The organism is Mesorhizobium sp. LNHC209A00, assembly GCF_000502915.1.
Lineage (GTDB): Bacteria > Pseudomonadota > Alphaproteobacteria > Rhizobiales > Rhizobiaceae > Mesorhizobium.
Genome location: NZ_AYWT01000004.1, coordinates 334,453 through 360,870, shown reverse-complemented (window position 1 = coordinate 360,870; position 26,418 = coordinate 334,453). Strand labels below are relative to the sequence as shown.

The window sequence follows — 26,418 nt, the reverse complement described above, 5'->3', positions numbered from 1 at the left end:
TCAGTCTCGGGGACCCGCCACCATCCGGGCGACCCGCGTCATGTCCGCGCTCATCTCGCGGTCGTCGTCGAGCGGGCTGACGAGCGCACGCACGGCGGCATAGGTGCGCCGTGGTCCTTCGCCCATGCTGGCGACGACGCCGCGCAACTCCACGCCCGTCGCCGCGAAGATCAGCTCCATCGCCACGAGATAGCGCAGGCGTTCGACAATCTCGGCTGTCTTGGCCACCACCCGTGGTGCCATCGACGACTGATCCTCGATCCCATCCGATACGGCAAGCGGGCTGAGCGAAATCGGATTGGCCAGATGCCGGATCTCGGCTTCCAGCGCGGCAAGCGGTTTCTGTAATTCGGCGTAGCCCTGGCGGCTGCCGCCCCTGGCCGACAGGAAGCGCGGCAGTTCCGCCACGGTCGGCGACATCAGCTTCATGCAGCGATTGGCCGTGCCCACGGCGCAATGCGCAAGCGCCTGGCCGAGTTGCTCCCAGGCTAGCGTCATCGCGGTGAGGTCGAAATTGCCGTTCGAGACGACGCGTCCGTCCTCAGGTAGGATCACCGGGTTGTCGCCGGAATGGGTCAGTTCGATCTCCGTTGCCAGCTTTGCCTGTTCGAACGCATGCAACAGGCCGCCCCATGCCTGCGGCACGCAGCGATAGCTGAGCGGATCCTGAAGCCGCCGCGCGGCGTTCTCCTTCCACAGCCCGCTTCCTGCGAGTTCCGCCCGCAGCCGTGCCCCGATCTCCCGCTGGCCGAACGCTGGTCGCGCCGACAGCGCAGCTTCATCGATGGCGGTGAGCGACGAGCGGAACGCTTCGTGGTTGAGCGCCACCGCGGCCAGCGACCAGTCGATGAGGTGGGCGACATCCTCCAGGCAGAGGCACGCCGTGCCGGTCGACAGGCTGTTGGCGACGATGATGGCATGGCCGTCCTTCTCGCGCAGGTCGAGCGGTTCGAGCCCGGCCAGCGCGAGCGCCTCGGCCGACGGCATGATCCTGCCCTGGAACTCCGTCTCGCCGTCGCCGCGCAGCGCTCGCGCCATGTGGCCGAGATGGGCGAGGTCCGCAGCTCCGATCGATCCCCAGGTCGGGATCACCGGATGAACGCCGGCGTTGAGTGCCGCCACAAGGCCTATCACCACGCGTTCGGAAGTACCGGTGCCGCCGGCGGCCATGCCCGAAATGCGCGCGGCCATCAGCGCGCGGACCGCCTCGGTCGCAAGGGCCGGGCCGACGCCCATGCTGTGGCTGAGCGGCACGCTGTGCTGGAAGGCGATCAGATCGGCCTGCGCGAGCGGGGTGTCGACACAGGCGCCAAGGCCTGTGGTGACGCCGTACATCGGCTTGCCGAGTTGCGTCAGCTGCTCGATGAGCGCGCGGCTCGTCCGGATCCGGCGTATCGCCTGCTCGCCCAAGATCAGCCGCGCATTGCGCCGCGCGATCTCGGCGACATCCTCGACGCCAAGCGGCTTGGCGTCGAGGAGTATCATTCGGGCTGTCATGTCTCGCCTGTATCCCGTGACCGTCTGCCCGGGCCGACGGCGCGGCGGGCGTCACCGTTTGTGGCGGCTTACCGGCTGGTCCGCAAGCCATTGCGGTTGTGACAGCAGCGGCGAGGGGAGCTTCAGGTGAAATGCAGGTTTCGACAGGTCACCTCGCGAGGGCGTCGGGCACCACCACCAGCTTGCCGACGAAATCCTTGGCGATGAAATCGGCTTGCGCGCGGTGGAAATCGGAGAGTTTGTAGACGCCGCCGACAAGCGGCCGGATCTTGCCCTCTTCGATGTAGCGAACGATACGGCGGAAATCGGCGCGCGTGCCCTGGCTCGAGCCGTGCAGCTGCAACTGTTTCAGATACATGGTCCTGAGATCGAGCTGGACGACCGGACCTGCGATCGCGCCGGCCGTGGTGTAGCGGCCCTCGGGCCTCAGGATGCGCAGCAGATCGTTGAAGATGGCGCCGCCAACGAGGTCGGCGACCACATCGATCGGCTGGCCGCCGGTCGCCTCGGTCACGGCTTGCGGCAGGTCAGCGACACCACGGGTGATGACCGCCTCTGCGCCGATGTCGCGCACCGCCTTTTCCTTGCCTTTGCCCACGACAGCAAAAGGAATGGCTCCGCGCGCCCGCGCCAGTTGCACGATGCCGGAGCCGACGCCGCCCGACGCGCCGGTGACCAGCACGCGCTCGCCCGCCTTGAGGTTGGCCCGCTCCAGCATCTGTTCGCCGGTGAGATAGGCGCAGCAGAAGGTGGCGAGTTCGACGTCGCTCAAAATGGTGTCGACAACATGGGCGTTGTCGGCCGGCACGGTCTGATACTCGGCATAACCACCGTCGCGGCCATGGCCCATATAGTCGATGTCGGCCAGTGAATCGTCGTCGCGGTTGTAGATGGAGAAATCGACCATCACCCGTTCGCCGATTCGATCGGGCGAAACGCCTTCGCCGACGGCAACGATGGTGCCGACAGTGTCGGTGCCCTGGATGCGCGGGAAGGTCAGCGTGTTGCCCTGGCGGCGCCATGTCGAAACGGCGGCCGCGTCCTCTTCCGTGCCATAGGCGCCCTGGCGCACCCAGACATCGGTATTATTCATGCCGCAAGCGGTGACTTTCACCAGCACTTCACCTGGCGCGGGCGCAGGCACTTTCACGTCGGTTCGGTAGACGAGCTTTTCCGGTCCGCCGTGCCCGGTGAGCAGCACGGCGGCCATGGTGGCGGGGAGGGTTTTGGTCATGGCATTCATGGGTCGGTCTCAGAGATTGGCAAATACGCTGTTCACGGCATCGGCGGTCTTGGCCACCACGATGTCGGCTTCGTCGCGGGTCAGGCACAGCGGCGGCGCAAAGCCGAGGATGTCGCCCTGCGGCATGGCGCGGCCGATGACGCCGCTCGCGGCAAGGGCCGTGGCAATTTGCGGTCCGATCTTCNGCAGGCGCTGACTTTCACCAGCACCTCACCAGGAGCAGGCGAGGGCACTTTGACATCGCTGCGGTAGACGAGTTTTTCCGGACCGCCGTGCCCGGTAAGCAGCACGGCGGCCATGGTGGCAGGAAGGGTTTTGGTCATGGCATTCATGGTCGATCTCAGAGATTGGCAAACACGCTCTTGACCGCGTCGGCGGTCTTCGAAACGATGATGTCGGCTTCTTCGCGGGTCAGGCAGAGCGGCGGCGCGAAGCCTAGAATGTCGCCCTGCGGCATGGCGCGGCCGATGACGCCGCTCGCGGCAAGGGCCGTGGCAATTTGCGGTCCGATCTTCAGCGAAGCATCGAAGAAGACGCGGTCGTCGCGGTCTTTGACGAATTCCACCGCCGCCAGCATGCCGTCGCCACGCACCTCGCCGACATGTTTGTGACCTCCAACGGCCTTGGCCAGTTCGGCACGGAAATAAGCGCCGGTCTCGCCGGCATTCCGCACCAGGTCCATCTCATCGATCAGTTCAAGATTGGCGACGCCGCCGGCAACGCAGATCGGATGCGCCGAATAGGTCCAGCCATGGCCGAGCGACCCGAGCTTGTCGGAGCCTTGCACCAGCACCTGCCACATCTTGTCGGCGACGATGACGCCCGACAGCGGCGCATAGGCCGAGGTCAGGCCCTTGGCGATGGTGATCAGGTCGGGCTTGATGCCATAATGGTCGGAGCCGAACATGGTGCCCAGTCGGCCGAAGCCGGTCACCACCTCGTCGGCGACCAGGAGCACGTCGTACTTCTTCAGCACCGCCTGGATCTTTTCCCAGTAGCCTGCGGGGGGCGGCACGATGCCGCCGGTGCCGAGAATCGGCTCGCCGATGAAGGCGGCCACGGTTTCAGGTCCTTCGGCGAGGATCATCTCCTCGAGCTTGTCGGCGCAATGCCGCGAGAACTGCTCCTCGCTCATCGAGCGGTCGGCGCGGCGGAAATAGTAGGGCGCCTCGGTGTGCAGGATCGGTGCGCGCGGCAGGTCGAAGGCATTGTGAAACAGGTCCAGCCCGGTCAGCGAGCCCGTCATCACACCCGAGCCGTGATAGCCGCGCCAGCGCGAGATGATCTTCTTCTTCTCCGGCCGCCCCAGCACATTGTTATAGTACCAGATCAGCTTGATGTTGGTTTCGTTGGCATCCGAACCGGAGAGGCCGAAATAGACCCTCGACATGCCCTTCGGCGCGCGGTCGATGATCATCTTGGCGAGCGTGATCGAGGCCTCGGTGCCGTGCCCGACATAGGCGTGGTAATAGGCGAGGTTCTTCGCCTGGGTCGCGATGGCATCTGATATCTTCTGGCGGCCATAGCCGACATTGACGCAATAGAGGCCGGCGAACGCATCGATGCTCTTCCTGCCATTGTTGTCCCAGACGGTGACGCCTTCACCGCCGGCCATGATCCGCGTCGGCGATTCTCCGCGTGCGTGGGTGCCCATATGCGTTGAGGGATGAAAGAAATGGTCGCGATCCCATGCGGCGAGTTCGTTGGATTGGTCGAGCATTTTTTAACTCCTTGAAAGAGATCCGGGTGCGAGCCTACGCCACATCGAGGCAGAGGTATTTGAGGTCGGTGAAAGCTTCCAGCCCGTGGCGCGAACCTTCGCGGCCGATGCCGGACTGCTTGACGCCACCGAACGGGATCGGCGCGCCGGTGATCTTCACACGGTTGATGGCGACCATGCCGTAGTCGAGCGCGCGGCCCATGCGCTGCTGGCGCGCGCCGTTCTCGGTCACCAGATAGGCGACCAGGCCATATTCGGTCGCATTGGCGCGTGCGATGACTTCGTCCTCGCTGTCGAAAGGCGTGACGGCGGCGACCGGACCAAAGGTCTCTTCGCGCATGATCAGCGCGTCCTCGGCGACATCGGCCAGCAGCGTCGGCTGGTAGAAGAGCGGTCCGGCCTGATGGCGCTTGCCGCCGGCGAGGCAACGCGCGCCGAGGGCCACGGCGTCGGCGACCTGTTCCTCGACCTTCTTGACGGCGCGCTCATGCATCAGCGGCCCGATGTCGACGTCATCGAGGCCATTGCCGGCCCGCAGCGCCTCGATGCGCTTGGCGAAAGCGGCGCAGAAGCGGTCATAGAGCGGACGCTGGACATAAATGCGGTTGGCCGCAAGGCAGTCCTGGCCTGATGTGGCGAATTTGGCGTCGATGGCGATGGTCACCGCTTTGTCGAGATCTGCATCGGCAAAGACGATCAGCGGCGCGTGACCACCAAGCTCCATCACCAGCCGCTTCATCGTCGGCGCACTTTGGGCGGCGATCAGCCGGCCGATCTCGGTCGAGCCGGTAAAACTCAGGGCGCGCACGCGCGCATCTTCGCAAATGCGTCCAACGATCGTCGCGGCCTTGCCGGTGACGATGTTGAAAACGCCTGCCGGCAGTCCGGCGCGTTCGCCGAGTTCGGCCAGCGCCAGCGCCGAAAGTGGCGTCTCAGAAGACGGATGCGCAACGATGGTGCAGCCGGCGGCAAGCGCGGCGGCTGCCTTGCGGGTCAGCATCGCCGAAGGAAAATTCCACGGCGTGACCACGCCGACGACGCCGATTGGTTCGCGCCGCACCATCATTTCCGCGTTCGGCAGATGGCTGGTGACGTTCTCAGCGTTCAGGCGTTTTGCTTCCTCGGCATACCACTCCACGAAAGAGGCGGCATAGTCGATTTCGCCGAGCGACTCCTTGAGCGGCTTGCCCTGCTCGAGCGTCATCAGCAGAGCGAGGTCGTTTTTTGCTGCGATGATCAGCTCGAACCATTTTCGCAGGATTTTCGAGCGCTCCTGCGGCAGCAGCGCCCGCCAGCCCGGAAAGGCGCGCGTCGCGGCGTCGATGGCTTTTGCCGTCTGGCCGGCATCGAGCGCTGCGACGAAGGCCACCGTGGTGCCGGTCGCCGGATCGGTGACCTCGAAACTCTCGGCTGCCTCGCTTGCCGTCCAATGGCCGTCGACATAGGCAAGCTCGCGCAGCAGCCGGCGGTCGGCCAGCCGGTCGAGCGCTTCGTGGCGATGCGAGCGGGCGAAATGCGCGGACATGGTCGAAGCCTCCCGGTTCGGTTTGATGCGGGGAGACTACCTATTACCGGCAGACAAAGAGGCTGTTTGGACGCTTGGCCGTAGAGAGAGTCTCTCTATTGCGACGAGGGGGTAGTCGATCTCTCCGGCCTACGTCGACGCCGGCAGCAGGTCCGCTATCGGCAGCGCGATATCATCCTTCACCGTCTTGATGACGATGTAGGTGAAGTAGCGGTCGATGCCGATCTCGCGATCGAGCAAGCCGTCGACCAGCCGCTGATAGGCGTCGATGTCGCGCGCCATCACCTTCAGCACATAGTCGACGCCGCCGCCCACCGACCAGCAGGCGACGATTTCGGGAACATCGCGGACGGCGCGCTCGAATCGGTCGAAATCGGCCTGGCGGTGACTGGCCAGCGTCACCTCCATCAGCACGGTGGCGACTGGCGCCACAACGCGCATGGCGATCCGGGCATGATAGCCCGAGACAATCCCGGCCTTTTCCAGCTTGCGCAGCCGCATCCAGCACGGCGTTGGCGACAGCCCGACCTGCTCGGCCAACGCCAACTTGGTGATGCGTCCATCACGCTGAATCGCGTCGAGGATTTTGAGGTCGATCGCGTCGAGTTTCGCGGCAGTCATCGGTATCCACTTTTTAGTACAGACTACCATGATTACCCATTATTTCGATTGTCAATTGCACTGATTTCGATCTCTAATAAGTCATGACATTGTGGCAACCCGATCCCGCGCTCATCCGGCGGCCTGCCTATCAATCGTTGGCCGACCAGTTCGCGCGCGCTATCCACGACGGCCGCCTCGCCAACGGCGCGCGGCTGCCAACCCATCGCCGCTTGGCCGACGACCTCAAGCTTTCAGTGCAGACGGTAAGCCGTGCCTATGAGGAACTGATCCGGCGCGGCTTGATTTCGGGCGAGATCGGCCGCGGCAGCTTTGTGCAGACGCAGCGCCGCGAACCGGAGCCGCCTTATCTGCCGGAGCGCCTGGGCGAAGTCATCGACCTGTCGATCCTGAAGCCGGTCTGCGAGCCGATGCACCTGGAACGGATGAAGCAGGCGCTGGGCTGGCTCGCCGAAAACCTGCCGTCGAGTTCGGCACTGTCGTTCCGGCCAAACATGGTGTTCCCGCGCCACCGTGCCGTGGCTGTCGAATGGCTGAAGCTGTGCGGGCTGGACGCCTCCGCGCAGAACATCAGCCTCACCAATGGCGCCACCGCCGGCATGACGGTGGCGCTGATGAGCGTGGCGCCGCCCGGCTCCACCGTTGCCACCGAGGCGATCGGCCATCACACGCTGGTGCCGCTGGCGCGCTATCTCGGTTTCAACCTTCAAGGCCTGCCGATCGACGGCAATGGCCTGATCCCGGAGGCGCTGGACGAAGCCTGCCGGCAGTCCGACATCCGCGCCGTCTTCGTGCAGCCTTCCGTCATAAATCCCACGGCAACGCTCATGGATGCGGTGCGCCGCGAGCAGATCGCGGCGGTGGCGCGCAAGCACGACATCGCCATCATCGAGAACGACGTGCTGGGTCCGTTGGTCGAGGATCGGCCGCCGCCGGTCGCCGCTTTCGCGCCCGAACGGACGCTTTACGTCACCTCCTTCACCAAGATCACCGTGCCCGGCTTGCGCATCGGCTATCTCGCCGCGCCCGATCGCTACGTTGCCGCCGTCGCCAACCGGCATCTCGTCTCGAACTGGATGGCGACACCGCTGGTGGCCGAGATCGCCACCAAATGGGTGACCGACGGCACCGCGATGGAGCTGGTGCGGTGGCAGCGCGCGGCGTTGCGGCGGCGGCAGGACATCGCTGGCGAGGTGCTGGCCGGCGTCGACTACCGTGCCCGTCGCGACGGGTTGCATATCTGGCTGCAACTGCCGGCCGACCGTTCCGAGGAAAGCTTTGTCGCCCAGGCCCGGCTGCAAGGCGTGGCCATTGCACCGGGCACCTCCTTCCGTATTTCGGACACGCCCTGGCATCCGGCGGTGCGCATCTCGCTGGGTTCGACCACCGAGGGGGAACTGCGCGCAGGTCTCGGCGTTGTCACCAAGCTCTTGCTTGGCGATCCGGAGCATCTGCTGCTTGCAATCTGAGCATGCCGCTCAACTACACCAAGGCATCCTAAGACAAAGGCATGTCTAAAAAGCGGGCTGTGACTGACCGGAAATGTGCGCAATCAGAATAATTGTCATGATATTATTTTCTCAATTGACATGATTTGACGCGTTCCGCATCGTTAGGGGCACCAGGCTTCTCCAGCACGGGGAAATTCATTTGTCCGCAACCGCGCCCATCATCAAAGTCGACAGCATCTCGAAGAGCTTTGGCAGCTTCAAGGTTTTGGACGGCCTGTCGATGCAGGTCATGCCGCGTGAGAAGCTGGCGCTGATCGGCCCCTCCGGCTCGGGCAAGACGACGATCCTGCGCATCCTGATGACGCTGGAGCGCATCGACGGCGGTCACATCCAGATCGACGGCGAGCAACTCTACCACATGGAGCGCAACGGTCAGCTGCTGCCGGCCGACGAGCGCCATCTGGCGCGGATGCGCCAGAAGACCGGCATGGTCTTCCAGCTGTTCAACCTGTTTCCGCACAAGAGCGTCATCGACAATGTGACCCTGGCGCCGATGCTGACCAAGGGCACCCCGCGCGCCGCCGCGCAGAAGCGGGCGATGGAACTGCTCGAGATGGTCGGCATGGCCGACAAGGCGAAGGCGATGCCGGCGCAACTGTCAGGCGGTCAGAAGCAGCGCGTGGCGATCGCCCGTGCGCTCGCTTTGCAGCCGAAGATCATGCTGTTCGACGAGGTGACGTCCGCGCTCGACCCGGAACTGGTCGAGGAGGTGCTCAACGTTTTGTGGCGGCTCTGCGCCGAGACCGACATGACCATGCTGCTGGTCACCCATGAGATGGGTTTCGCCCACGACTTCGCCGACCGGGTGCTGTTCTTCGACCGCGGCAGAATAGTCGAGGAAGGCAAACCCGACGAGATTTTCCGCAATCCCAAGCAGGAGCGCACGCAAGGGTTCCTGAAGAAGATCATCGCGGCCGGACACCGTGTCTGACCGCATGCCAAAGGCGGCAATGCCGTCCCCATGGGCGGTTGAGCCGTCCTAAGATCACGCAAACCAAGACAAGAACAAGGAGTTGGGAACAATGAAGAAACTTGGCACTCTGGCCGGCGTTGCCGGTCTCGCGCTTTCGGCGGTTCTGGCCGCCTCGATCCCGGGTTCGGCCGACGACAGCAAGCTCGAACAGCTGAAGTCGCAAGGCTTCGCACGCTTGGCGATCGCCAATGAGCCGCCCTATACGGCTGTCGCCGCCGACGGCAAGGTTTCGGGTGCCGCGCCCGACGTCGCGCGCGAGATATTCAAGCGACTGGGCGTCGCCGATGTCGCTGCCTCGATCTCGGAATATGGCGCCATGATTCCCGGCCTGCAAGCCGGCCGCTTCGACGTCGTCACCGCGGGCCTGTTCATGAAGCCGGAGCGTTGCGCTGCGGTTGCCTATTCCGAGCCGGTTCTATGCGACGCCGAGGCGATGCTGGTGAAGAAGGGCAATCCGAAAGGCTTCAAGAGCTACGAGGATGTCGCCAAGGACACGTCCGCCACCATCGGCGCGCCGGGCGGCGGCACCGAGGAGAAGCTTGCGCTCAATGCCGGCGTGCCACGCGAACGCGTCATCGTCGTGCCGGACGGCCAGAGCGGCCTGAAGATGGTGCAGGACGGCCGCATCGACGCCTATTCGCTGCCTGTGCTTTCGATCAACGACCTGATGAAGAAGGCCGCCGATCCGAACCTCGAAGTCATCGCCCCGGTGCAGGGCGCGCCGGTCTATTGTGACGGCGCCGCCTTCAAGAAGGGCGACGAGGCGTTGCGTGACGCCTTCGACGTCGAACTCGCCAAGATGAAGAAGTCGGGTGAGTTCGCAAAGATCATCGAGCCCTACGGCTTCTCGGCGGCGGCGGCTATGTCGACCACGCGCGACAAGCTCTGCGCTGCGAAATAGGGGCTCTCTTTTCCTTCTCCCCGTTCACGGGGGTGAGGCGTGGTCCGCTCAGCGGACGAAAAGCCAATTGCTTGGCTTTTTCGAATAACGAACGCCCGAAGCGACAGCGAAGGGCTGTCGTCATGGCACTAGGAGGGGCTGCGCCGAGAATTGGCTCCGCCCCTCGTCCGCCTGGCGATCAATGTAGGGAAACTTCTAATCCATGACCCAGTGGTCCGGCTATTTCGGCCTGTTATTGCAGGGAGCGCTTGTCACCATCGAGCTGACGCTGATGGGGTCGGTGCTCGCCCTGATCATGGCCTTTCTCGCCGGCATGGGGCGCCTGTCGCGCTTCTTCGTGCTACGGGCCCTGGCCACGGCCTATATCGAGTTTTTCCGCGGCACCTCGATCTTCGTGCAGCTGTTCTTCGCCTATTTCGTGTTGCCGCTGGTGGGCTTCGAACTGACCCCACTGCAGGCCGGTGTGTTGGCGCTGGGCTTGAATGTGGGCGCCTATGCAGCCGAGGTGGTGCGCGGCGCCGTGCAGTCGATCGGCCGCGAACAGCATGAGGCCTGCATCGCGCTCAATCTCGGCCGTTGGCAAGGCATGCGCCACGTCATCCTGCCGCAGGCGTTTCTGGTGATGCTGCCGACCTTCGGCAACAATGCCATCGAGCTGCTCAAGGCGACATCGGTGGTCTCGCTGATCTCGCTCGCCGACCTGACGTTCCAGGCGCAGGTGGTGCGTGCCCAGACCGGCAACACCATGGTGCCGTTCACCACCATTCTCATCCTCTATTTCATCCTGGCGCTGCTCATCTCATGGGGTGTCCGCTCGCTGGAACGCCGCATGGCCCGCGGCCTCGACGGAGTGCGCGTCTGATGGCCAGAGCATTCCTGATGAATTGGGTCCGCTGATGGATTGGGACTGGGACTTTGTCCGGCAGATCCTGCCGACGCTGATCCAGGGGGTGAAGATCACCATCCTGGCGACGCTGCTCGGCTCGGTGCTGGCCGCGATCGTCGGTCTGGGCATCGCGCTGGCGCGCCGCTCGCCCAACAAGGCGCTGTCGCGCACCGTCGGTTGGGTGGCCGAATTCATCCGCGGCACACCGCTCCTGGTGCAGCTCTATTTCATCTTCTACGTCTTGCCCGACATCGGCATTCTATTGCCGCCCCTGGTCGCTGGCGTCATCGGACTTGGCCTGCACTACGGCACCTACACCGCGGAGGTCTACCGCGCCGGCATCGACAATGTGCCGCGTGGTCAGTGGGAGGCCGCCAAGGCGTGCAACCTCAGCGCGCGGCAGACCTGGTCCCACATCATCATCCCGCAGGCTATTCCGCCGATGATCCCGGCGCTGGCCAACTACTTCATCGCCATGTTCAAGGAGACGCCGCTGCTCTCGGCGATCACAGTGCTGGAACTGATGAACCAGGCGAAAAGCGTCGCCAACACCTACTATCGCTACCTTGAGCCGATCACGCTGGTCGGCGCCTTCTTCCTCGCCATCAGCCTGATTTCGGTCGTGCTGCTGCGCTGGCTGGAACGCCGCTACGGCAAGATCGAAAGATAAAAGATGAAGCCCTTGTCCGAGATCAAGCTTGTGCCCGGCCGGCCAGCGCTCGATGAGCGTCCGCTGGAGCGGCGTGTCGGGCTGATCATCCTGGCCACCGACCACACGACCGAGCCGGATTTTCGCCGCATGGTGGCGAGCGAACGCATCGGCGTCTATGTCGCGCGCATTCCCTACGCCAACCCGACGACGCCTGAGAACCTGCGCAAGATGCAGCCGGCGCTGACGGCGGGCGCTGCCTTGATCCTGCCAGACGAGCCGCTCGACGCCATCTGCTACTCCTGCACGTCGGCCTCGGTGGTGATTGGCGATGCCGAGATCGAGACGGCGATCCAGGCCGCCAAACCCGGTATACCCGTTGTCACTCCTCCGATGGCTGGCATGCGCGGGCTGAACGCCTTCGGCGTGCGCCGGATCAGCATCCTCACGCCCTATACCGTCGAAACCTCCAGGCCGATGGCGACCTATTTCGCCGAACGTGGCTTCGAAGTCCTAAGCTTCACCTGTCTCGGCTTCGAGGACGACCGCGAGATGGCGCGCATTTCCCCGGCAGCCCTCGTCGATCTCGCGCGTCAGGCGACGCATCCGCAAGCCGACGCGCTGTTCGTGTCGTGCACGGCGCTGCGCGGCGCGCTCGCGGTCACCGGCATGGAACAGGCGATCGGCCGCCCGGTGGTAACTAGCAACCAGGCGACCGCCTGGAACTGTCTGCGCCTTTCCGGTGATGAGACAGCCCATCCCGAATTCGGCCGTCTGATGACGCTGCCCTTGCCGCGCGGTTGACGACCATGGCGACCGTGACCCTTGGCGATATCCGTGCCGCGCGCGAGCGAATTGCCGGCAAGATCGAGCGCACCTCGATCGTGCTTTCTGCAAGTCTCTCCGAAGGGCTGGGCGTTCCGGTTCAGCTCAAGCTCGAGCACCGCCAGACCACCGGCAGCTTCAAGCTGCGCGGCGCTTCCAACGCCGTCGCTTCGCTTGATGCCGAGGAGAAGGCGCGCGGCGTCGTCGCGGCATCGACCGGCAATCATGGCCGTGCGCTTGCGCATGCGGCAAAGCTCGAGGGCATGCGTGCTGTGATCTGCATGTCTCGACTGGTACCCAAGAATAAGCTGGACGAAATCCGTCGCCTCGGCGCGGAAATCCGTATCGTCGGCAACAGCCAGGACGATGCCCAGCAGGAGGTCGAGCGGCTGGTGACGGAGGAGGGGCTTGTCATGCTGCCACCCTTCGATCATCCGGCCATCATTGCCGGTCAAGGCACGCTCGGGCTGGAGGTGATGGAGCAGGTCCCGGATGCCGCTCTGGTGCTGGTGCAACTGTCCGGAGGTGGGTTGGCCTCGGGTGTGGCGGCCGCCGTCAAGGGCATCCGTCCCGGAACAAGAGTCGTCGGCGTGTCGATGGCGCGCGGGGNGGGGCGGCAATGAAGGCCAGCCTCGATGCGGGCCGCCCCGTGCTGGTCGAGGAACTGCCGACGCTGGCGGATTCGCTCGGCGGCGGCATCGGCCTCGACAACCGGCTGACTTTCGCCATGTGCCGTAACCTGCTCGACGATGTCGTCCTGCTCAGCGAGGACGAAATCGCTGCCGGCATTCGGCACGCCTATGAACAGGAACGCGAGATCGTCGAGGGGGCCGGTGCGGTAGGCATCGCGGCGCTGCTCGCCGGCAAGGTCAAGGCGGAGGGGCCGGTAGTGGTTGTGCTTTCCGGCCGCAACATCGACATGCAACTGCACAGGAAAATCGTCTGCGGGGAAATGCCAGCGATTTCGGAGCGCGCCGCATGAGCAGGATGACCATCCTCACCGAAGCTCAACTGCGCACAATCGTGACGCTCGATCTCGACGCCGTCGCCTGCATCGAGAACGCTTTTCGCGCGCTCGCCACGCTGCCGGTGGCGATGCCGCCGATCCTGCGGCTCGATATCCCGCAGCATCGCGGCGAGGTTGATGTCAAGACCGCCTATGTGCCTGGTATCGATGGCTTCGCCATCAAGATCAGCCCCGGCTTCTTCGACAATCCCAAACTTGGCCTGCCCAGCGTCAACGGGATGATGGTGCTGCTGTCGTCGAAGACAGGGTTGGTCGAGGCCTTGCTGCTCGACAACGGCTATCTCACCGATGTTCGCACCGCTGCTGCGGGAGCCGTCGCGGCCAAGCATCTGTCGCGGCCGGACTCGTCGCTCGCCTCGATCTTCGGCGCCGGCGTCCAGGCCGGGCTGCAACTGCAAGCGCTGATGCTGGTGCGGCCGATCACGCAGGCCCGCATCTGGGCGCGCGATGGCGCCAAGGCCGAAGTGACCGCGGTCGCCTTACGCGAAAGGCTTGGCATCGACGTACGCGCCGAGACTGACGCAGCCGACGCTGTTGCCGGTGCCGACATCATCGTCACGACCACCCCGTCGACCGAACCGCTGATCAAGGCAGGGTTTGTCTCGGCCGGCCAGCACATCACCGCCATGGGTTCGGACGCCGAGCACAAGAACGAGATAGCGCCGGCGATACTACGCATGGCCGATCTCTATGTCGCCGATAGCGCGAGACAGACGCGGCGCCTGGGCGAATTGCACCATGCCATCGCGGCGGGCGTGATGGCTGGAGACGTGGAGGTGACCGAGCTCGGCCAGATCATCGCCGGCGCGAGGCACGGCCGGCGCTCGGCCGGCGACATTACCATTGCCGATCTGACCGGCACGGGCGTGCAGGATACAGCGATCGCCACGCTCGCCCGCGACCGTGCACTGGCCGCGAAAGCCGGAACGATCTTCGAAAGCTGACGCCGGCCGCAGGAGCATGATCCGGAAAATGGCAACCGGTTTTCCCCGCAGATCATGCTCAATCAACAAATTCCCTGGAGCCAGATTCAACGGAGTTGAAACGGGCTCCAGCCCCAACAAACGAGGACCAACAAAATGCAGCCGAACCTGAAATTCTCGCGAAGCGAATATGCGGAACGCCTCGCCAAGACGCGGAAAGCCATGGAGGCAAAAGGCGTCGATCTTTTGATCGTCAGCGATCCCTCCAACATGGCCTGGCTGACCGGCTATGACGGCTGGTCCTTCTACGTCCACCAGGCCGTCATCGTGCCGCCATCGGGCGAGCCGGTCTGGTATGGCCGTGGACAGGACGCCAACGGCGCCAAGCGCACCGCCTACCTCGCCGATGGCAACATCGTCGGCTATGCCGACCACTATGTGCAGTCGACCGAGCGCCACCCGATGGATTTCCTGTCGAGTGTGCTGACCGATCGCGGCTGGGGCAAGCTCACCGTCGGCGTCGAGATGGACAATTACTGGTTCTCCGCCGCCGCCTTCGCCTCGCTGCAGAAGCATCTGCCCAACGCCCGCTTCGTCGATGCCACCGCGCTGGTCAACTGGCAGCGCGCGGTGAAGAGCCCAACCGAGATCGACTATATGCGCAAGGCCGCTCGCATCGTCGAGGCGATGCACCAGCGCATCGTCGACAAGATCGAAGTCGGCATGCGCAAGAACGATCTCGTCGCCGAGATCTACGATGCCGGTACGCGCGGCGTCGACGGCATTGGCGGTGACTACCCCGCGATCGTGCCCCTGCTGCCCTCGGGCGCCGACGCCTCCGCGCCGCACCTGACCTGGGACGATAAACCGATGAAGTCGGGCGAGGGCACTTTCTTCGAGATCGCCGGCTGCTACAACAGGTACCATTGCCCATTGTCGCGCACCGTCTTCCTCGGCAAGCCGACGCAGGAATTCCTCGATGCCGAGAACGCAACGCTGGAAGGCATGGAAGCCGGCCTTTCCGCCGCAAAGCCGGGCAATGCCTGCGAGGACATCGCCAATGCCTTCTTCGCCGTGTTGAAGAAATACGGGATCGTCAAGGACAACCGCACCGGCTATTCGATCGGGCTTTCCTATCCGCCGGACTGGGGCGAGCGCACGATGAGCCTGCGCCCCGGCGATCGCACCGAACTCAAGCCCGGCATGACCTTCCATTTCATGACCGGCCTGTGGCTGGAGACGATGGGGCTGGAGATCACTGAATCCATCCTGATCACCGAAACCGGTGTGGAGTGCCTGGCCAATGTGCCGCGCAAGCTGGTGGTGAAGGATTGAGCCCGATGTCAAGTCTTCGCCCATCGCCGGTCGCGCCGACCGTCGATTTCGATCGTGACGGCGTCCAGCATGGTTTCCTGCGCTTGCCCTACAGCCGTGACGATTCGGCCTGGGGCTCGGTGATGATCCCGATCTGTGTCATCCGCAACGGCACAGGGCCGGCGGCGCTGCTGACCGGCGGCAATCATGGCGACGAGTATGAAGGGCCGCTGGCGCTATACGAGCTCGCACGCACGCTCGATCCCAGCCAGGTCAGCGGCACCGTGATCATCGTGCCGGCGATGAACTATCCCGCTTTTCGAGCCGGCACGCGCACCTCGCCGATCGACAAGGGCAACATGAACCGCAGCTTTCCCGGTCGGCCCGACGGCACGGTGACGCAGAAGATCGCGGATTATTTCCAGCGCGAACTGCTCCCCCGCGCCGACATCGTCTTCGACTTCCATTCCGGTGGCAGGACGCTCGACTTCGTGCCGTTCTGCGCCGCACACACCTTGCCCGACAAGGCGCTGGAACAGAAAGCCTTCGATGCGGTGGCGGCATTCTCGGCACCATTCTCGATGCGCATGATCGAGATCGACTCGGTCGGCATGTACGACACGGCGGCCGAGGAAATGGGCAAGGTCTTCGTCAGCACGGAACTGGGCGGCGGCGGCACCTCGCGGGCGCAAACCGTGCGGATCGCACGGCGCGGCATCCTCAATGTCCTGCGTCATGCCGGCATTGTCGATGGTGCGGTCGAGACGGGCAGAACACAGTGGCTCGACATGCCGTCGGGCGATTGCTTCTCCTTCGCCGAGGACGACGGCATGATCGAAACCATGGTCGATCTCGGCGAACCTGTCGAAGAAGGCGCGGTGCTGGCCCGCATCCATTCCACCGGCCGCACCGGCGTTGCGCCGCGGGAAATCCGGGCCAAAATGTCGGGGATGCTGGCGGCGCGGCATTTTCCAGGCTTGGTCAAGGCTGGCGACTGCGCCGCTGTGGTCGCCGTGAAGGTCGATTGACTAATATGATTTCCTGCCCGGGACCATGCCGGGCGGGGCCCACTCTTCTGCTCGAGATCAAACCGTTCTCGCACACGGGATACTTATATCCTCGATGGTTTTCCATTAGGCCGAGGCTCACCGATACAGGAGCTTCGATTGCGCGGATTCACGGAAGGCCTGATCGAGAAACCGCATGCTGTGGCGGACAGGTCGCCAATGTCCTGCGAGAGCCCATTGCCAGCGGATCGCTGAGGGCGGCCGGCACCACATTGCGCCAGGATGACCCGGCCGGGCAGTTTGGTTTCAGCCGCATGCCCATCCGGGACGCGCTTCGCCAATTGTAGGTGGAAGGCATTGTTTCCATTTATCCCACGAAGGTCGCGCATGTTGCTGGGATGGACGGCGCCGAAATCGCCGAAATCTACGCGGTCCGCGAACTGCTTGAATGCGAGGCCCTCCGGCGGTCTGTTCCCGCACTGTCCAGTGGCAAGCTTAAAGAGGCCGAGCAGGCGCTGCCGGTGTCGATTTTCTCGCTGACCGATCGCGGCGACATCTTTGCCGGGGCGGCACTCACCATGATCCTGGTGGCGGCAATGCTGGTCCTGCTGCTCGGTCTGGAGCGCATCACCAAGCGCGCTACCGGCGCATGGCGGACATTGCGTCAGGCCGGCTGGCGTTCGATGATGTAGATGTGGTCGGCAGCCAGCACCACCTCGCCGCGCTGGTTGATCACTTCGCAGCGCTCGATCACGCGTCCGGAACCCGGTCGCTTGGGGTCGTCCTCCTTGGCCGCGATGGTTGTGCGTGTGCGGATCGTGTCGCCGATGAACACGGGCTTGATAAACCGCAGCCGGTCGTAGCCATAGGAAAAAGCGACGGGATTGATGACCGTTGCCGTCAGCCCGATGCCGACCGAGAACACCAGCGTGCCATGCGCGATGCGCTGGCCGAACGGTGTTGTCTTCATGAACTCGGCGTCCATGTGGTGCGGGAAGAAATCGCCGGTGTGACCGGCATGGACGATGAAGTCGGTCTCGGTAATCGTGCGGCCGCTGGTCAGCCGCGTCGAGCCGATCTCGTAGTCCTCGAAATACTTGATCTGTTCCATCAGGGCCTTTCCGCGATCGGCGTCGCCGGCGCCGCACTCGAACGATAGGCGGCTTCCACCAGCGCCATTGTGTTCCATGCGTCCTCGACCGAACTGATCAGTTCGGCGTCTTCGCCGGATGCAAAGCGCTGGACATTTGCCATGCGCCCGACAAAGGCGTCGGGAAACCACTCGCCGGTCAAGGGCACCGCGATCCAGTCCGACCCGCCTTTCGGATAGATTTCCAGAATGTCCGCCTCGCCCCGGGGATAATCGAGATTGAGACCGAGCTTGAGATAGGCGGCGCCCTCGGTGCCGCAGATGCGGAACTCGCAGGCCTGATGCCGGCGCCCGAACTTGTGGTCGTGGTTGATCGACAGGGCGCACCGCACCGTGTCGCCATAGTCGAGAATGGCGCTGGTGCGCGTCTGCGCCACGGAATGACTGGGATGGCCGAGCGTCTTGGCATGCACGCCCTTGGGGTCGCCGAGCAACTGCCGGATCAGGTCGAGATAGTGGATCGAGTGCATGGCGATCTCGACACGCGGCGCCTTGAGCAGGAATTCCCACAACTGCCAAGGCGTCGCCAGCGCCAGCCAGGCATCGAAGTCGACGACCTCGCCGAGCCAGCCCTTGGCGATGGCGTCCTTCAGCGCCAGCATCATCGGCGCGAAACGGAGCTGGAAATTCACCGCCGCCTTGAGCTTCTTGGCGCGGCAGATTCCGAGGATTTCGCTTGCCTCGCCGAGATAGTTGCCCATTGGCTTCTGGATCAGGGCGACCGCATCGTCGGGCAGAGCCTTCAGGATATCGGCGTGCCGCCCCGGTGGCGTTGCCAGATCGAAGATCGCGTCCTTAATTCCAGCGGCTTCTTCCATCGAGCGGAACGCCGTCACGTCCCATTTATCGGCCAGGGCCTGCGCCTTGGCCTGGTGCGGATCGTAAAGACCGGCGATCGGAAACCCCGCTTTTCGGTAGGCGGGGAAATGCGCGTCGCCGACAATCGACCCTGCACCGAAAGTGACGATCGGTCGGGGTTGTGAGGGTTTGGCCCAGGCCTGGACGAGTGAGGCAGGGTCGAAACCGGCATCAGTCATGGTGGAAGACCTCGTCCATCGAAGCCCACCATTCACCCTCTTTGCGGGTCGCCAGCGGCTCCTGGCAAGGTATGCAGACGGCCCACCATTCCTGCGTCCTCGGATCGGCCGCCATCTTGGCCATGTCAGCCTCGTAGTCGGCGCCGTGGTATTCGAAGGTGCTGAACAGCAGGTTTTCCGGCCGCTTCAGGTAAATGGAATAGTTCTTGATGTTGCATGCCGAAATCATGGTCAGCACGTCAGGCCAGACGGCGGCATGGAGACGAACATAGTCCTCGACCTTCTCCGGCTTCAGCCCGAGTACAAATCCCATCCGCTGCATATCAGCTCCTTATGTCGTGATCGCCGTGGTGAATTCGGCGATGCTCATGGCCTTGACCGCGTCCCAGTCCCAATTGATGCCGATACCGGGCTCGTCGGGCGCCAGCGCATGCCCATCCTCGATGCGCATGCGCTTGCCGGTCAATTGGTCGAGTTGCGGAATGTACTCGACATACCTGCCGTTCTGAACAGCGCAGGTCAGGCTGACATGCAATTCCATCAGGAAATGCGGGCAGACCGGAATGTCGAAGGCCTCCGCCGCATGGGCGATCTTGAGCCAGGGCGTGATGCCGCCGATGCGGCCGACATCGACCTGCACGATCGAGCAGGCCCCTTTCTGCATGTATTCGCGAAAGTGCCTGACGGAATAGAGCGACTCGCCGATGGCGATCGGCGTCGGCGTCGAATTCGACAGCCTGACATGCCCGTCCATGTCGTCGGCCGGCAGCGGCTCCTCGATCCAGGCGAGATCGAGTTCTCGAAGCCTCGCCGCACGCCGGATCGCCTCGTCGACGGAGAAACCCTGATTGGCGTCAGTCATGATCTCGTAGCCGTCGCCCACTGCCTTGCGCACCGCCGAGAGCCGCGCGAGGTCCTCAGAGCCATGCGGCCTGCCGATCTTCACCTTCGAGCCGCGAAACCCCTTGGCCTTGGCGGCCACCGCATCGTCGACCAGCGCCTGCGTCTCGATGTGCAGCCAGCCGCCTTCGGTCGTGTAGAGCGGGCAGCGGTCCTTGGCGCCGCCGGCGAGCTTCCATAGCGGCAGGTTCTGTTTCTTCGCCCTGAGGTCCCAGAGCGCAGTGTCGATCGCCGCGATGGCGATTGCCGTGATGGCGCCGATAGTGGTGGCGTGGGAGGCGAATTCGAGATCGTGCCAGATCGCCTCGATCATATCAGGATCCCGGCTGATCAGGCGCGGTGCCAGATGGTCGGACAGGAGCCGCATCACCGACGAGCCGCCGGTGCCGATCGTGTAGCTGTAACCGGTTCCGACCGCGCCGTCGGAATCGGTGATGGTGACGATTGGCGTCTCTTGGCTGACGAAGCTCTGGATCGCGTCGGTGCGCTTGACCTTGGGCACAAGGTCGACCATGCGCAATTCTATCTTTTCGATCTTGGCCATGTCGGTCAGCTCCGCAATGTCTTTCCGGTCTCAGCGGCAAACAGATGTGCCTGCGACAGGTCGAGGCTCATGGCGACGCGCTCGCCTGGCTTCAGCGACCTGGGGTTCAGCATGCGAGACACCCAGTCACTACCGTTGAACTCGACGAACACCAACGTCTCGTTGCCGAGCGGTTCGGTGACGGTGATCGGCAGTTCGATCTGATGCACGTCGGCCGCGCCGCCGGAACTGATACCATGGCCGGTCGGATAGATGTCGTCTGGCCGCAGCCCGAACGCGACCTTGTCGCCGACAGCGACATTGGCCTTGAACTGACCGGGCAGGGGCAGCTTGGCGCCGCTGGCGAAAACCAGCTGGCCGTCGTCGACCGTCGCCTCGTGCAAATTCATCGGCGGTGAGCCGATGAAGCCGGCAACGAAGCGCGTCGCCGGCCGGCGGAACACTTCATCTGGGGTGCCAACCTGTTCGATATGGCCGTCGCGCATGATGACGATACGGTCGGCAAGCGTCATCGCCTCGACCTGATCGTGGGTGACGTAGATCACCGTCGATTGCACCTTGGCATGCAGCTTCTTGATCTCGGTGCGCATCTGCGTGCGCAACTTGGCATCGAGGTTGGAGAGCGGCTCGTCGAACAGGAAGACATCGGGGTCGCGCACGATGGCACGACCCATGGCGACGCGTTGGCGCTGGCCGCCGGACAGTTGCGATGGCCGACGGTCGAGCAAAGCATCCAGCCCGAGGATGGCCGAGGCCTCGGCGACGCGGCGATCCATGTCGTCCTTGGCGGCGCCGGCGATCTTCAAGGAGAAGCCAAGATTTTCGCGCACGGTCATATGCGGGTAGAGCGCGTAGGACTGGAACACCATCGAGATGTTGCGCGAACGCGGCGGCAAATCGTTGACGACGCGCCCGCCAATCTCGATCGAACCGGCGCTGATCTCTTCCAGCCCGGCGATCATGCGCAGGGTTGTCGACTTGCCGCAGCCGGAAGGGCCGACCAGCGCGATGAATTCGCGGTCGGTGATATCGAGGTCGATGCCATGCACGATCTCCATATTGCCGTAGCGCTTGGTCAGCTCTTTGAGGGAAACCGTTGCCATGAGATCAGCCTTTCACCGCGCCGGAGGTCAGGCCGCCGACAAGGTGCTTCTGGACGATGAAAGTGAGGGTGAGCGCCGGAATGATCATCACCACGGCGAGCGCGCACATGCCGCGCCAGTCGATGGTGAACTCGGCCGTGTAGTCGAGCAGGCCGACCGGCAGCGTCTTGGCGCTGACCGAGCGGGTCAGTTGGGAGGCCAGCGCGAACTCGTTCCAACAAGTCAGGAAGGCGAAGATCGCGGCCGATGCGATACCTGGTCCGGCGAGCGGGAACTCGACCTGCCAAAAGGCCTGCCAGCGCGTGCAGCCGTCGATTTGTGCCGCCTCCGCGAGATCCTTCGGCACTTGGCGGAAGAAGCCGTCGATCAGCCAGATGGTGAACGGCACGTTGAGCGCGACATAGGCGAGGATGAGCCCGAAATGCGTGTCGATTATGCCGAGCCGCACATAGAGGAAGAACAGTGGCAGCGACAGCGCGATGCCAGGCACCGTGCGCGTCAGCATCAGGCCGAGGAAGACGCTCGACTTGCCGCGAAAACGGTAGCGCGCGAAGGCATAGCCGCCCGCCATGCCGATGGCGACCGCGATAACCGTCGAAGTCACAGAGATGATCAGCGAATTGCGGAAATATTCGATGACAGGGATGCCGCCCTTGCCGATGCCTGAGAACATCGCGACATAGGCGTCGAACGAAATGTCCTGCGGGATCCACACCGGCGGCTTGGCCATGATCTCGACGGTCGGCCGCAGCGACGATAGCACGATCCACAGGCCCGGCAGGCAGATGGTCAGCATCGCCAGGAGCAGGCCGATGCGATAGACGATATCAAGCAGCCTGCGCTTTAGGCGGGCGGAAGAATTCTCGTCCATCTTCACCACTCCGCGCCGATTTGCGTGCGCGCCGCCGCGAGCTTGTTAAAGAAATAGACGGTGAAGGCGATCGACAGCAGGATCGAGAAGTAGGCCATGGCGTTGGCCATGCCCATGCGCCCGTCGCTGTAGGCGGTGCGGGCCACCAGAGTCCACAAAAGCTCGGTGCGGCCGGCCGGCCCGCCATCGGTCATGATCTTGACGATGTCATAGGCACGCGCCACGTCGAGCGAGCGGATGGTCATGGCGATGTAGGCGAAGGGCATGACGAACGGCCAGGTCACATAGCGGAATGTCTGCCACGGCGTGCAGCCATCGACGCGCGCCGCCTCGATCGGCTCCTTGGGCATGGCGAGCAGCCCGGCGAGGATCAGGATGGCGAAGATCGCCGTCGACGACCAGATCTCGGCAATCGAGATGGCGATGAAGGCGAGGTGGCCCTCGATCAGCCACGGGATGGCGTCGCTGGTGATGCCAAGCGACTGCAGCGCATTGTTCACCAGGCCGATATTGTCGTTGAACATGAACTTGAACTGGAAGCCGACGAGGATCGGCGAGAACATCATCGGAAACATCATCAGCGTGCGCAGGATGCGCTGGCCGCGCGTCGCCTTCTCAACCAGCATGGCGAGACCAAGGCCAAGCAGCATTTCAAGATTGAGCGCGATCGTCAGCAACAGAACGGTACGGCCGAATGCCCACCAGAAATCGGTGTTGGCCAGGATCGACAGGTAATTCCTGAGGCCGATGAAGACGAAGAACGTCTCGGGCTTGGTCAGGCGGAACGGGGTGAAGCTTGAATAGAGCGACAGAAGCAGTGGCACCACGACGACCGCCGCCAGAACGACGATGGCCGGAAGCAGCAGCAGTAATGGCGCGGATGGCTTGCGGCCCTTCATCGGGCTCCTCTGGTATCTGGCATTCAGATTTTGGGCCGAGGCCCGACATGATGAAACGGGCAACGCCGGCAAAAGGCGATCGCCTCCCTCATTTCACGATGGGGGAGGCAATCTTGTGAGCAATGCTTACAGTTTGCCGGCGTCCTGCAGGATCTGCTTCGCCTTGGCGGCGGCTTCGTCCAGTGCCTGCTTGGAGGTCTTGTCGCCGAGGATCGCGGCCTGCAACTCGGGATAGACGGCGTTCGAGATCTCGATCCACTCAGGCGTCTGCGGCACGGCAAAGGCGTGCTTGGCTTCTTCCTGGAAAGCCGACAGAACCTCCTTCTTGTAAGGGTCGTTGGCGGCTTGCTGCAGGTCCCAATCCCAGACCGCGGTGCGCGTTGGCAGCGGCCCGGCGGTGGCCTCGAGCTTCTGGCTGTCCTCGTTGGTCAGCCACCATACGAGCGATGCCGCTGCCTCCTTGTTCGGGCAGTTCTCGGTCACCGAGAAGCCATGGAATCCCGACCAGCCGGTGCGTACTCCGGCGGAGCCTTTCGGCGCGACCTTGACGCCGACATTGCCCGCGACCTTGGACGATTTAGGATCGTTGAAGAAGCCGGCCCAGCCCGGCCAGTCCAGATTGATGGCGACGGTGCCCGAGGCAAAGCCTTGGCCGAGATCGTCCCAGAGGTAGTTGGTGGTTCCGGCCGGCACGGCCTTGGCCTTGTAGAGGTTGACGAACCAGTCGAGCGCCCGGATGCCGGCTTCGGAATTGAAGACCGGCTTGCCGTCCTTGTCGAGATATTCGCCGCCCTCGGCGACGACCATTTCGTAGAAGCGGCCGTTGATCGCCTCTTCCTTGCCGGCAAACTGCGTGCCGTAGAAATTCGGCGGGTTGGCGAAGAACTCAGCCTGGTCGGTGACTTCCTTCCAGGTGTCCGGCGGCACCAGATCATAGCCGTATTTGGCCTTGAACTTGGTCTTGTTGTCGGCGTTCTCGTACAGGCTCTTCTGGTAGTAAAGCGCCGATACGTCGAACTGCGCACGCGGCAGCATTTCCAGCTTGCCGTCGATGGTTGCCGCCTTGATCGTCGACGGCACGAAGGCGTCGATCTCCGACTTCGGCAGGAGCTTGCTGAGGTCGGTGTAGAGGCCGGTGTATTGCGGCGCGAAGGAGGAATGATTCCAGCCGACGCACCAGTTGGTGCTGCCCGAGGCGATGTCGGACTTCAATTCCTTGTCGATGTCGAAGCCGTTCTTCTTGGTCAGGATGTTGACCTTGGCGCCTGTCGCCTTCTCCCATTCGGGAATGCGCTCGTAGAGCTTTTCATATTGCTGGCCGCCGATCAGCTTCACGTCGACGGTCACGCCGTCGAACTTGCCGGGCAGGTCGCCGGCAAGGGCGGTGCCTGCGCCTGACGCAAGCATCAATGCGCCGGCGCATACGCCGGAAAGCAGTCTGTTCATTGGTATCCTCCCTGGGTGCGCCCGCAACTCGTCACGTGACAAGAAGTGCCACATTCATATACAAACAAAACATTCACCCGTACGTCAAGGCGAAATTTATTTCCATAGGCTGTGTTCCTGCGTATATGAAGAGACGAATTCACTGGAGGGACGAGCCATGGACGACAGTGAAGATGAGCGTTATCGCGCGCCGGCGCTCGACAAGGGGCTCGACATCCTTGAGCTTCTAGCGGGCGTGGACGGTGGCCTGACCCAGGCGGAAATCGCCAAGAAGCTCGACCGCAGCCCCAATGAATTCTACCGCATGCTCGACCGGCTGGTGCGGCGCGGCTACGTCACGCGGCTCGATGGCGACCGCTATTCGCTGACGCTCAAGCTGTTTGGCCTGGCACAATTGCACGCGCCGGTGCGGCGGCTGGTTTCCTATGCGACGCCGCTGATGCGGGAGCTGGCCGAGACCTCGCAGCAGGCCAACCAACTAGTTGTTTTTGATCGCGGTTCCGCCGTGGTGATAGGCCAGCAGGAGGCGCCGAACTACTGGGGGATTTCGATCCGGGTCGGCTCCCACATCAGCCTGTTCGACACCGGTTCAGGCCATGTCCTGCTCGCCTTCCGTTCACCGGAAGAGCGGCAGATGATGATCTCGGAGCACGTCCGCAGCACCGACAAGACCGCGCAGCCGGCCGAGTTCTTCGCCCGTCTCGACCAGATCCGCGACCGCGGCTACGAGATGATGGCTTCCATGCAGACCGCGGGTGTCTTCAACCTTTCCGCTCCGGTGCGCGGGTCCGACGGCAAGGCCATAGCGGCGCTGTCGATCCCCTACATAACCGTCGTCAACGCGCCCTCGGCACCCGACATCACACGGACCATCGAGTTGCTGCTGGCAACCTGCGAGAAGCTGTCTCACCTGGCTGGGTCGGCCGTCGGATCATCGGCATAATTCTTATTTGAATGAAGAATTCCTCCGTGAGAGGATCGAAAAAAGCTGCAGGAGGAGCCCGCCATGATCATCGACACCCATTTGCATCTCATCGATCGCTCGGCGCTTCGCTACCCCTGGCTTGCCGGCGTACCGGCACTGAACCGCGATTTCTCCTATGAGGAATACGCCACGGAGGCAAAGCGCGCCGGTATCGAACGCGTGCTGCACATGGAGGTCGATGTCGACCCGGCCGACATCGAGGCGGAAACCGCCCGTATCGAGGGCCTGTCGCGGCAAGCGGGCAGCATGCTCTCTGGGGCGATAGCATCCTGCCGTCCCGAAGGCGCTGACTTTGCCGCTTATCTCGCACGCCAGCGGACAAACCCCTTCGTCAAAGGGTTCCGCCGCGTCCTTCACGTCGTCCCGGACGAGCTATCCGAAGGCGCACTGTTCCGTGACAACATCAAGCGGCTTGGTGGCACCGGCCTGACCTTCGATCTCGTGGTGCTGCCGCACCAGATTCCGAAAGCGATCGCGCTCGCCGACCTTGCGCCCGACGTCCAGTTCGTCCTCGACCACTGCGGCGTTCCCGACATCAAGGGCGGAGCCGAGCATCCCTGGCGCGAACACATGAGCGAGATCGCACGGCGCCCGAACGTGATGGCCAAGATTTCCGGCGTGGTCGCCTATGCCGACCCCGCCAATTGGACTGTCGATACGCTGCGGCCTTACGTCGAACACACCATCAATTCATTCGGCTGGGACCGTGTCGTCTGGGGCAGCGACTGGCCGGTCTGCACACTTGGAGGCGGTCTCTCGACCTGGGTGGCGGCGACCCATGCGCTGCTTTCGGGTTGCAGCGTTTCGGAGCGTGACGGGCTGTTGTCGGATAATGCCCGCAGGCTATGGCGGTTGAAATAG

General features: G+C 63.5%; 25 protein-coding genes and 3 pseudogenes. 13 read left to right on the top strand and 15 right to left on the bottom strand.

What is annotated here, in order from left to right:
- The 7 genes and pseudogenes from hutH to X739_RS152560 form a co-directional block, all read right to left on the bottom strand.
- Positions 1-1,497, bottom strand: a complete 1,497-nt coding sequence (hutH, locus tag X739_RS152540; RefSeq protein ID WP_023794681.1) for a histidine ammonia-lyase — start codon at positions 1,495-1,497, stop codon at positions 1-3.
- Between the two features lie 148 nt (positions 1,498-1,645).
- Positions 1,646-2,740, bottom strand: coding sequence for an alcohol dehydrogenase family protein (locus tag X739_RS152545; RefSeq protein WP_023771213.1), 1,095 nt, complete (start codon positions 2,738-2,740; stop codon positions 1,646-1,648).
- A gap of 9 nt (positions 2,741-2,749) precedes the next feature.
- A pseudogene (locus tag X739_RS1000000170520) lies at positions 2,750-2,923 on the bottom strand (aspartate aminotransferase family protein); the annotation flags it as partial.
- A pseudogene (locus tag X739_RS1000000170515) lies at positions 2,914-3,072 on the bottom strand (Zn-dependent oxidoreductase); the annotation flags it as partial. The pseudogenes X739_RS1000000170520 and X739_RS1000000170515, both read right to left, overlap by 10 nt.
- Positions 3,073-3,080: 8 nt before the next feature.
- Positions 3,081-4,460, bottom strand: coding sequence for an aspartate aminotransferase family protein (locus X739_RS152550; protein WP_023794679.1), 1,380 nt, complete (start codon positions 4,458-4,460; stop codon positions 3,081-3,083).
- A 34-nt stretch (positions 4,461-4,494) separates the two neighbouring features.
- On the bottom strand, positions 4,495-5,985 hold the full coding sequence (locus X739_RS152555; protein ID WP_023771211.1) for an NAD-dependent succinate-semialdehyde dehydrogenase: 1,491 nt from the start codon (positions 5,983-5,985) through the stop codon (positions 4,495-4,497).
- 129 nt (positions 5,986-6,114) lie between these two features.
- Positions 6,115-6,606 (bottom strand): Lrp/AsnC family transcriptional regulator, encoded by a 492-nt coding sequence (locus X739_RS152560; RefSeq protein ID WP_023782343.1) that lies wholly within the window; start codon positions 6,604-6,606, stop codon positions 6,115-6,117.
- 83 nt (positions 6,607-6,689) lie between these two features.
- On the opposite strand from X739_RS152560, the gene X739_RS152565 reads away from it, so the two are divergent.
- From X739_RS152565 to X739_RS1000000170505, 11 genes and pseudogenes are all read left to right on the top strand, one after another.
- Positions 6,690-8,075 carry a PLP-dependent aminotransferase family protein gene (locus tag X739_RS152565; RefSeq protein WP_023782342.1) on the top strand — a complete coding sequence of 462 codons (1,386 nt, stop codon included), beginning with the start codon at positions 6,690-6,692 and terminating at the stop codon, positions 8,073-8,075.
- A 181-nt stretch (positions 8,076-8,256) separates the two neighbouring features.
- Positions 8,257-9,048, top strand: a complete 792-nt coding sequence (ehuA, locus tag X739_RS152570) for an ectoine/hydroxyectoine ABC transporter ATP-binding protein EhuA (protein WP_023782341.1) — start codon at positions 8,257-8,259, stop codon at positions 9,046-9,048.
- Positions 9,049-9,139: 91 nt separating this feature from the next.
- Positions 9,140-9,991: an ectoine/hydroxyectoine ABC transporter substrate-binding protein EhuB gene (gene ehuB, locus X739_RS152575; protein ID WP_023782340.1), complete on the top strand. Its 852-nt coding sequence runs from the start codon at positions 9,140-9,142 to the stop codon at positions 9,989-9,991.
- A 202-nt stretch (positions 9,992-10,193) separates the two neighbouring features.
- Positions 10,194-10,853 carry an ectoine/hydroxyectoine ABC transporter permease subunit EhuC gene (ehuC, locus tag X739_RS152580; RefSeq protein WP_023794678.1) on the top strand — a complete coding sequence of 220 codons (660 nt, stop codon included), beginning with the start codon at positions 10,194-10,196 and terminating at the stop codon, positions 10,851-10,853.
- Positions 10,854-10,887: 34 nt separating this feature from the next.
- Positions 10,888-11,547, top strand: coding sequence for an ectoine/hydroxyectoine ABC transporter permease subunit EhuD (gene ehuD, locus X739_RS152585; RefSeq protein ID WP_015319077.1), 660 nt, complete (start codon positions 10,888-10,890; stop codon positions 11,545-11,547).
- Between the two features lie 3 nt (positions 11,548-11,550).
- Complete coding sequence (gene eutA, locus X739_RS152590) at positions 11,551-12,330, top strand: ectoine utilization protein EutA (RefSeq protein ID WP_023771206.1); 780 nt, start codon at positions 11,551-11,553, stop codon at positions 12,328-12,330.
- A gap of 5 nt (positions 12,331-12,335) precedes the next feature.
- A pseudogene (gene eutB, locus X739_RS01000000166085) lies at positions 12,336-13,333 on the top strand (hydroxyectoine utilization dehydratase EutB).
- Positions 13,330-14,322, top strand: coding sequence for an ectoine utilization protein EutC (gene eutC, locus X739_RS152595; protein WP_023794677.1), 993 nt, complete (start codon positions 13,330-13,332; stop codon positions 14,320-14,322). The pseudogene eutB and the gene eutC overlap by 4 nt, the downstream one beginning before the upstream one ends.
- 135 nt (positions 14,323-14,457) lie before the next feature.
- The gene (gene doeA, locus X739_RS152600) at positions 14,458-15,636 is read left to right on the top strand and encodes an ectoine hydrolase DoeA (RefSeq protein ID WP_023794676.1); all 1,179 of its coding nucleotides are present in this window, start codon (positions 14,458-14,460) and stop codon (positions 15,634-15,636) included.
- A 5-nt stretch (positions 15,637-15,641) separates the two neighbouring features.
- On the top strand, positions 15,642-16,643 hold the full coding sequence (doeB, locus tag X739_RS152605; RefSeq protein WP_023771203.1) for a N(2)-acetyl-L-2,4-diaminobutanoate deacetylase DoeB: 1,002 nt from the start codon (positions 15,642-15,644) through the stop codon (positions 16,641-16,643).
- Positions 16,644-17,020: 377 nt separating this feature from the next.
- Positions 17,021-17,314, top strand: coding sequence for a hypothetical protein (locus X739_RS1000000170505; protein ID WP_245273843.1), 294 nt, complete (start codon positions 17,021-17,023; stop codon positions 17,312-17,314).
- On the opposite strand, the gene X739_RS152610 is transcribed toward X739_RS1000000170505, so the two are convergent.
- The 8 genes from X739_RS152610 to X739_RS152645 all read right to left on the bottom strand — a co-directional run bounded on the left by X739_RS152610 (position 17,287) and on the right by X739_RS152645 (position 24,572).
- Positions 17,287-17,736, bottom strand: coding sequence for a MaoC/PaaZ C-terminal domain-containing protein (locus tag X739_RS152610; RefSeq protein ID WP_031252032.1), 450 nt, complete (start codon positions 17,734-17,736; stop codon positions 17,287-17,289). The genes X739_RS1000000170505 and X739_RS152610 overlap by 28 nt on opposite strands.
- Positions 17,733-18,809: a Gfo/Idh/MocA family oxidoreductase gene (locus X739_RS152615; RefSeq protein ID WP_023794673.1), complete on the bottom strand. Its 1,077-nt coding sequence runs from the start codon at positions 18,807-18,809 to the stop codon at positions 17,733-17,735. Before X739_RS152615 ends, X739_RS152610 begins: the two co-directional genes overlap by 4 nt.
- Complete coding sequence (locus X739_RS152620) at positions 18,802-19,131, bottom strand: L-rhamnose mutarotase (RefSeq protein ID WP_023782331.1); 330 nt, start codon at positions 19,129-19,131, stop codon at positions 18,802-18,804. Before X739_RS152620 ends, X739_RS152615 begins: the two co-directional genes overlap by 8 nt.
- 9 nt (positions 19,132-19,140) lie before the next feature.
- The gene (locus tag X739_RS152625; RefSeq protein WP_023794672.1) at positions 19,141-20,253 is read right to left on the bottom strand and encodes a mandelate racemase/muconate lactonizing enzyme family protein; all 1,113 of its coding nucleotides are present in this window, start codon (positions 20,251-20,253) and stop codon (positions 19,141-19,143) included.
- Between the two features lie 5 nt (positions 20,254-20,258).
- Complete coding sequence (gene ugpC, locus X739_RS152630) at positions 20,259-21,356, bottom strand: sn-glycerol-3-phosphate ABC transporter ATP-binding protein UgpC (protein ID WP_023771197.1); 1,098 nt, start codon at positions 21,354-21,356, stop codon at positions 20,259-20,261.
- Between the two features lie 4 nt (positions 21,357-21,360).
- Positions 21,361-22,227, bottom strand: coding sequence for a carbohydrate ABC transporter permease (locus tag X739_RS152635; protein WP_023782328.1), 867 nt, complete (start codon positions 22,225-22,227; stop codon positions 21,361-21,363).
- Positions 22,228-22,229: 2 nt separating this feature from the next.
- Entirely contained in the window at positions 22,230-23,126 is an 897-nt protein-coding gene (locus tag X739_RS152640) for a sugar ABC transporter permease (protein WP_023771195.1), read from the bottom strand.
- Positions 23,127-23,252: 126 nt separating this feature from the next.
- Positions 23,253-24,572, bottom strand: coding sequence for a sugar ABC transporter substrate-binding protein (locus tag X739_RS152645; protein WP_023794671.1), 1,320 nt, complete (start codon positions 24,570-24,572; stop codon positions 23,253-23,255).
- Positions 24,573-24,729: 157 nt separating this feature from the next.
- On the opposite strand from X739_RS152645, the gene X739_RS152650 reads away from it, so the two are divergent.
- Positions 24,730-25,515, top strand: a complete 786-nt coding sequence (locus X739_RS152650) for an IclR family transcriptional regulator (protein WP_023771193.1) — start codon at positions 24,730-24,732, stop codon at positions 25,513-25,515.
- Between the two features lie 63 nt (positions 25,516-25,578).
- Positions 25,579-26,418 carry an amidohydrolase gene (locus tag X739_RS152655; protein ID WP_023794670.1) on the top strand — a complete coding sequence of 280 codons (840 nt, stop codon included), beginning with the start codon at positions 25,579-25,581 and terminating at the stop codon, positions 26,416-26,418.

Excerpts from the sequence above, each read along its gene's own strand:
- hutH (WP_023794681.1), bottom strand. The coding sequence starts at position 1,497 with ATGACAGCCCGAATGATACTCCTCGACGCCAAGCCGCTTGGCGTCGAG.
- doeA (WP_023794676.1), top strand. The coding sequence starts at position 14,458 with ATGCAGCCGAACCTGAAATTCTCGCGAAGCGAATATGCGGAACGCCTC.
- eutA (WP_023771206.1), top strand. The coding sequence starts at position 11,551 with ATGAAGCCCTTGTCCGAGATCAAGCTTGTGCCCGGCCGGCCAGCGCTC.
- ehuB (WP_023782340.1), top strand. The coding sequence starts at position 9,140 with ATGAAGAAACTTGGCACTCTGGCCGGCGTTGCCGGTCTCGCGCTTTCG.
- doeB (WP_023771203.1), top strand. The coding sequence starts at position 15,642 with ATGTCAAGTCTTCGCCCATCGCCGGTCGCGCCGACCGTCGATTTCGAT.
- ugpC (WP_023771197.1), bottom strand. The coding sequence starts at position 21,356 with ATGGCAACGGTTTCCCTCAAAGAGCTGACCAAGCGCTACGGCAATATG.
- X739_RS152650 (WP_023771193.1), top strand. The coding sequence starts at position 24,730 with ATGGACGACAGTGAAGATGAGCGTTATCGCGCGCCGGCGCTCGACAAG.
- eutC (WP_023794677.1), top strand. The coding sequence starts at position 13,330 with ATGAGCAGGATGACCATCCTCACCGAAGCTCAACTGCGCACAATCGTG.
- X739_RS1000000170505 (WP_245273843.1), top strand. The coding sequence starts at position 17,021 with ATGGACGGCGCCGAAATCGCCGAAATCTACGCGGTCCGCGAACTGCTT.
- X739_RS152635 (WP_023782328.1), bottom strand. The coding sequence starts at position 22,227 with ATGGACGAGAATTCTTCCGCCCGCCTAAAGCGCAGGCTGCTTGATATC.
- X739_RS152550 (WP_023794679.1), bottom strand. The coding sequence starts at position 4,460 with ATGCTCGACCAATCCAACGAACTCGCCGCATGGGATCGCGACCATTTC.
- X739_RS152555 (WP_023771211.1), bottom strand. The coding sequence starts at position 5,985 with ATGTCCGCGCATTTCGCCCGCTCGCATCGCCACGAAGCGCTCGACCGG.
- X739_RS152625 (WP_023794672.1), bottom strand. The coding sequence starts at position 20,253 with ATGGCCAAGATCGAAAAGATAGAATTGCGCATGGTCGACCTTGTGCCC.
- X739_RS152645 (WP_023794671.1), bottom strand. The coding sequence starts at position 24,572 with ATGAACAGACTGCTTTCCGGCGTATGCGCCGGCGCATTGATGCTTGCG.
- X739_RS152565 (WP_023782342.1), top strand. The coding sequence starts at position 6,690 with ATGACATTGTGGCAACCCGATCCCGCGCTCATCCGGCGGCCTGCCTAT.
- X739_RS152545 (WP_023771213.1), bottom strand. The coding sequence starts at position 2,740 with ATGAATGCCATGACCAAAACCCTCCCCGCCACCATGGCCGCCGTGCTG.
- X739_RS152620 (WP_023782331.1), bottom strand. The coding sequence starts at position 19,131 with ATGCAGCGGATGGGATTTGTACTCGGGCTGAAGCCGGAGAAGGTCGAG.
- X739_RS152615 (WP_023794673.1), bottom strand. The coding sequence starts at position 18,809 with ATGACTGATGCCGGTTTCGACCCTGCCTCACTCGTCCAGGCCTGGGCC.
- ehuC (WP_023794678.1), top strand. The coding sequence starts at position 10,194 with ATGACCCAGTGGTCCGGCTATTTCGGCCTGTTATTGCAGGGAGCGCTT.
- ehuD (WP_015319077.1), top strand. The coding sequence starts at position 10,888 with ATGGATTGGGACTGGGACTTTGTCCGGCAGATCCTGCCGACGCTGATC.
- X739_RS152640 (WP_023771195.1), bottom strand. The coding sequence starts at position 23,126 with ATGAAGGGCCGCAAGCCATCCGCGCCATTACTGCTGCTGCTTCCGGCC.
- X739_RS152560 (WP_023782343.1), bottom strand. The coding sequence starts at position 6,606 with ATGACTGCCGCGAAACTCGACGCGATCGACCTCAAAATCCTCGACGCG.
- X739_RS152655 (WP_023794670.1), top strand. The coding sequence starts at position 25,579 with ATGATCATCGACACCCATTTGCATCTCATCGATCGCTCGGCGCTTCGC.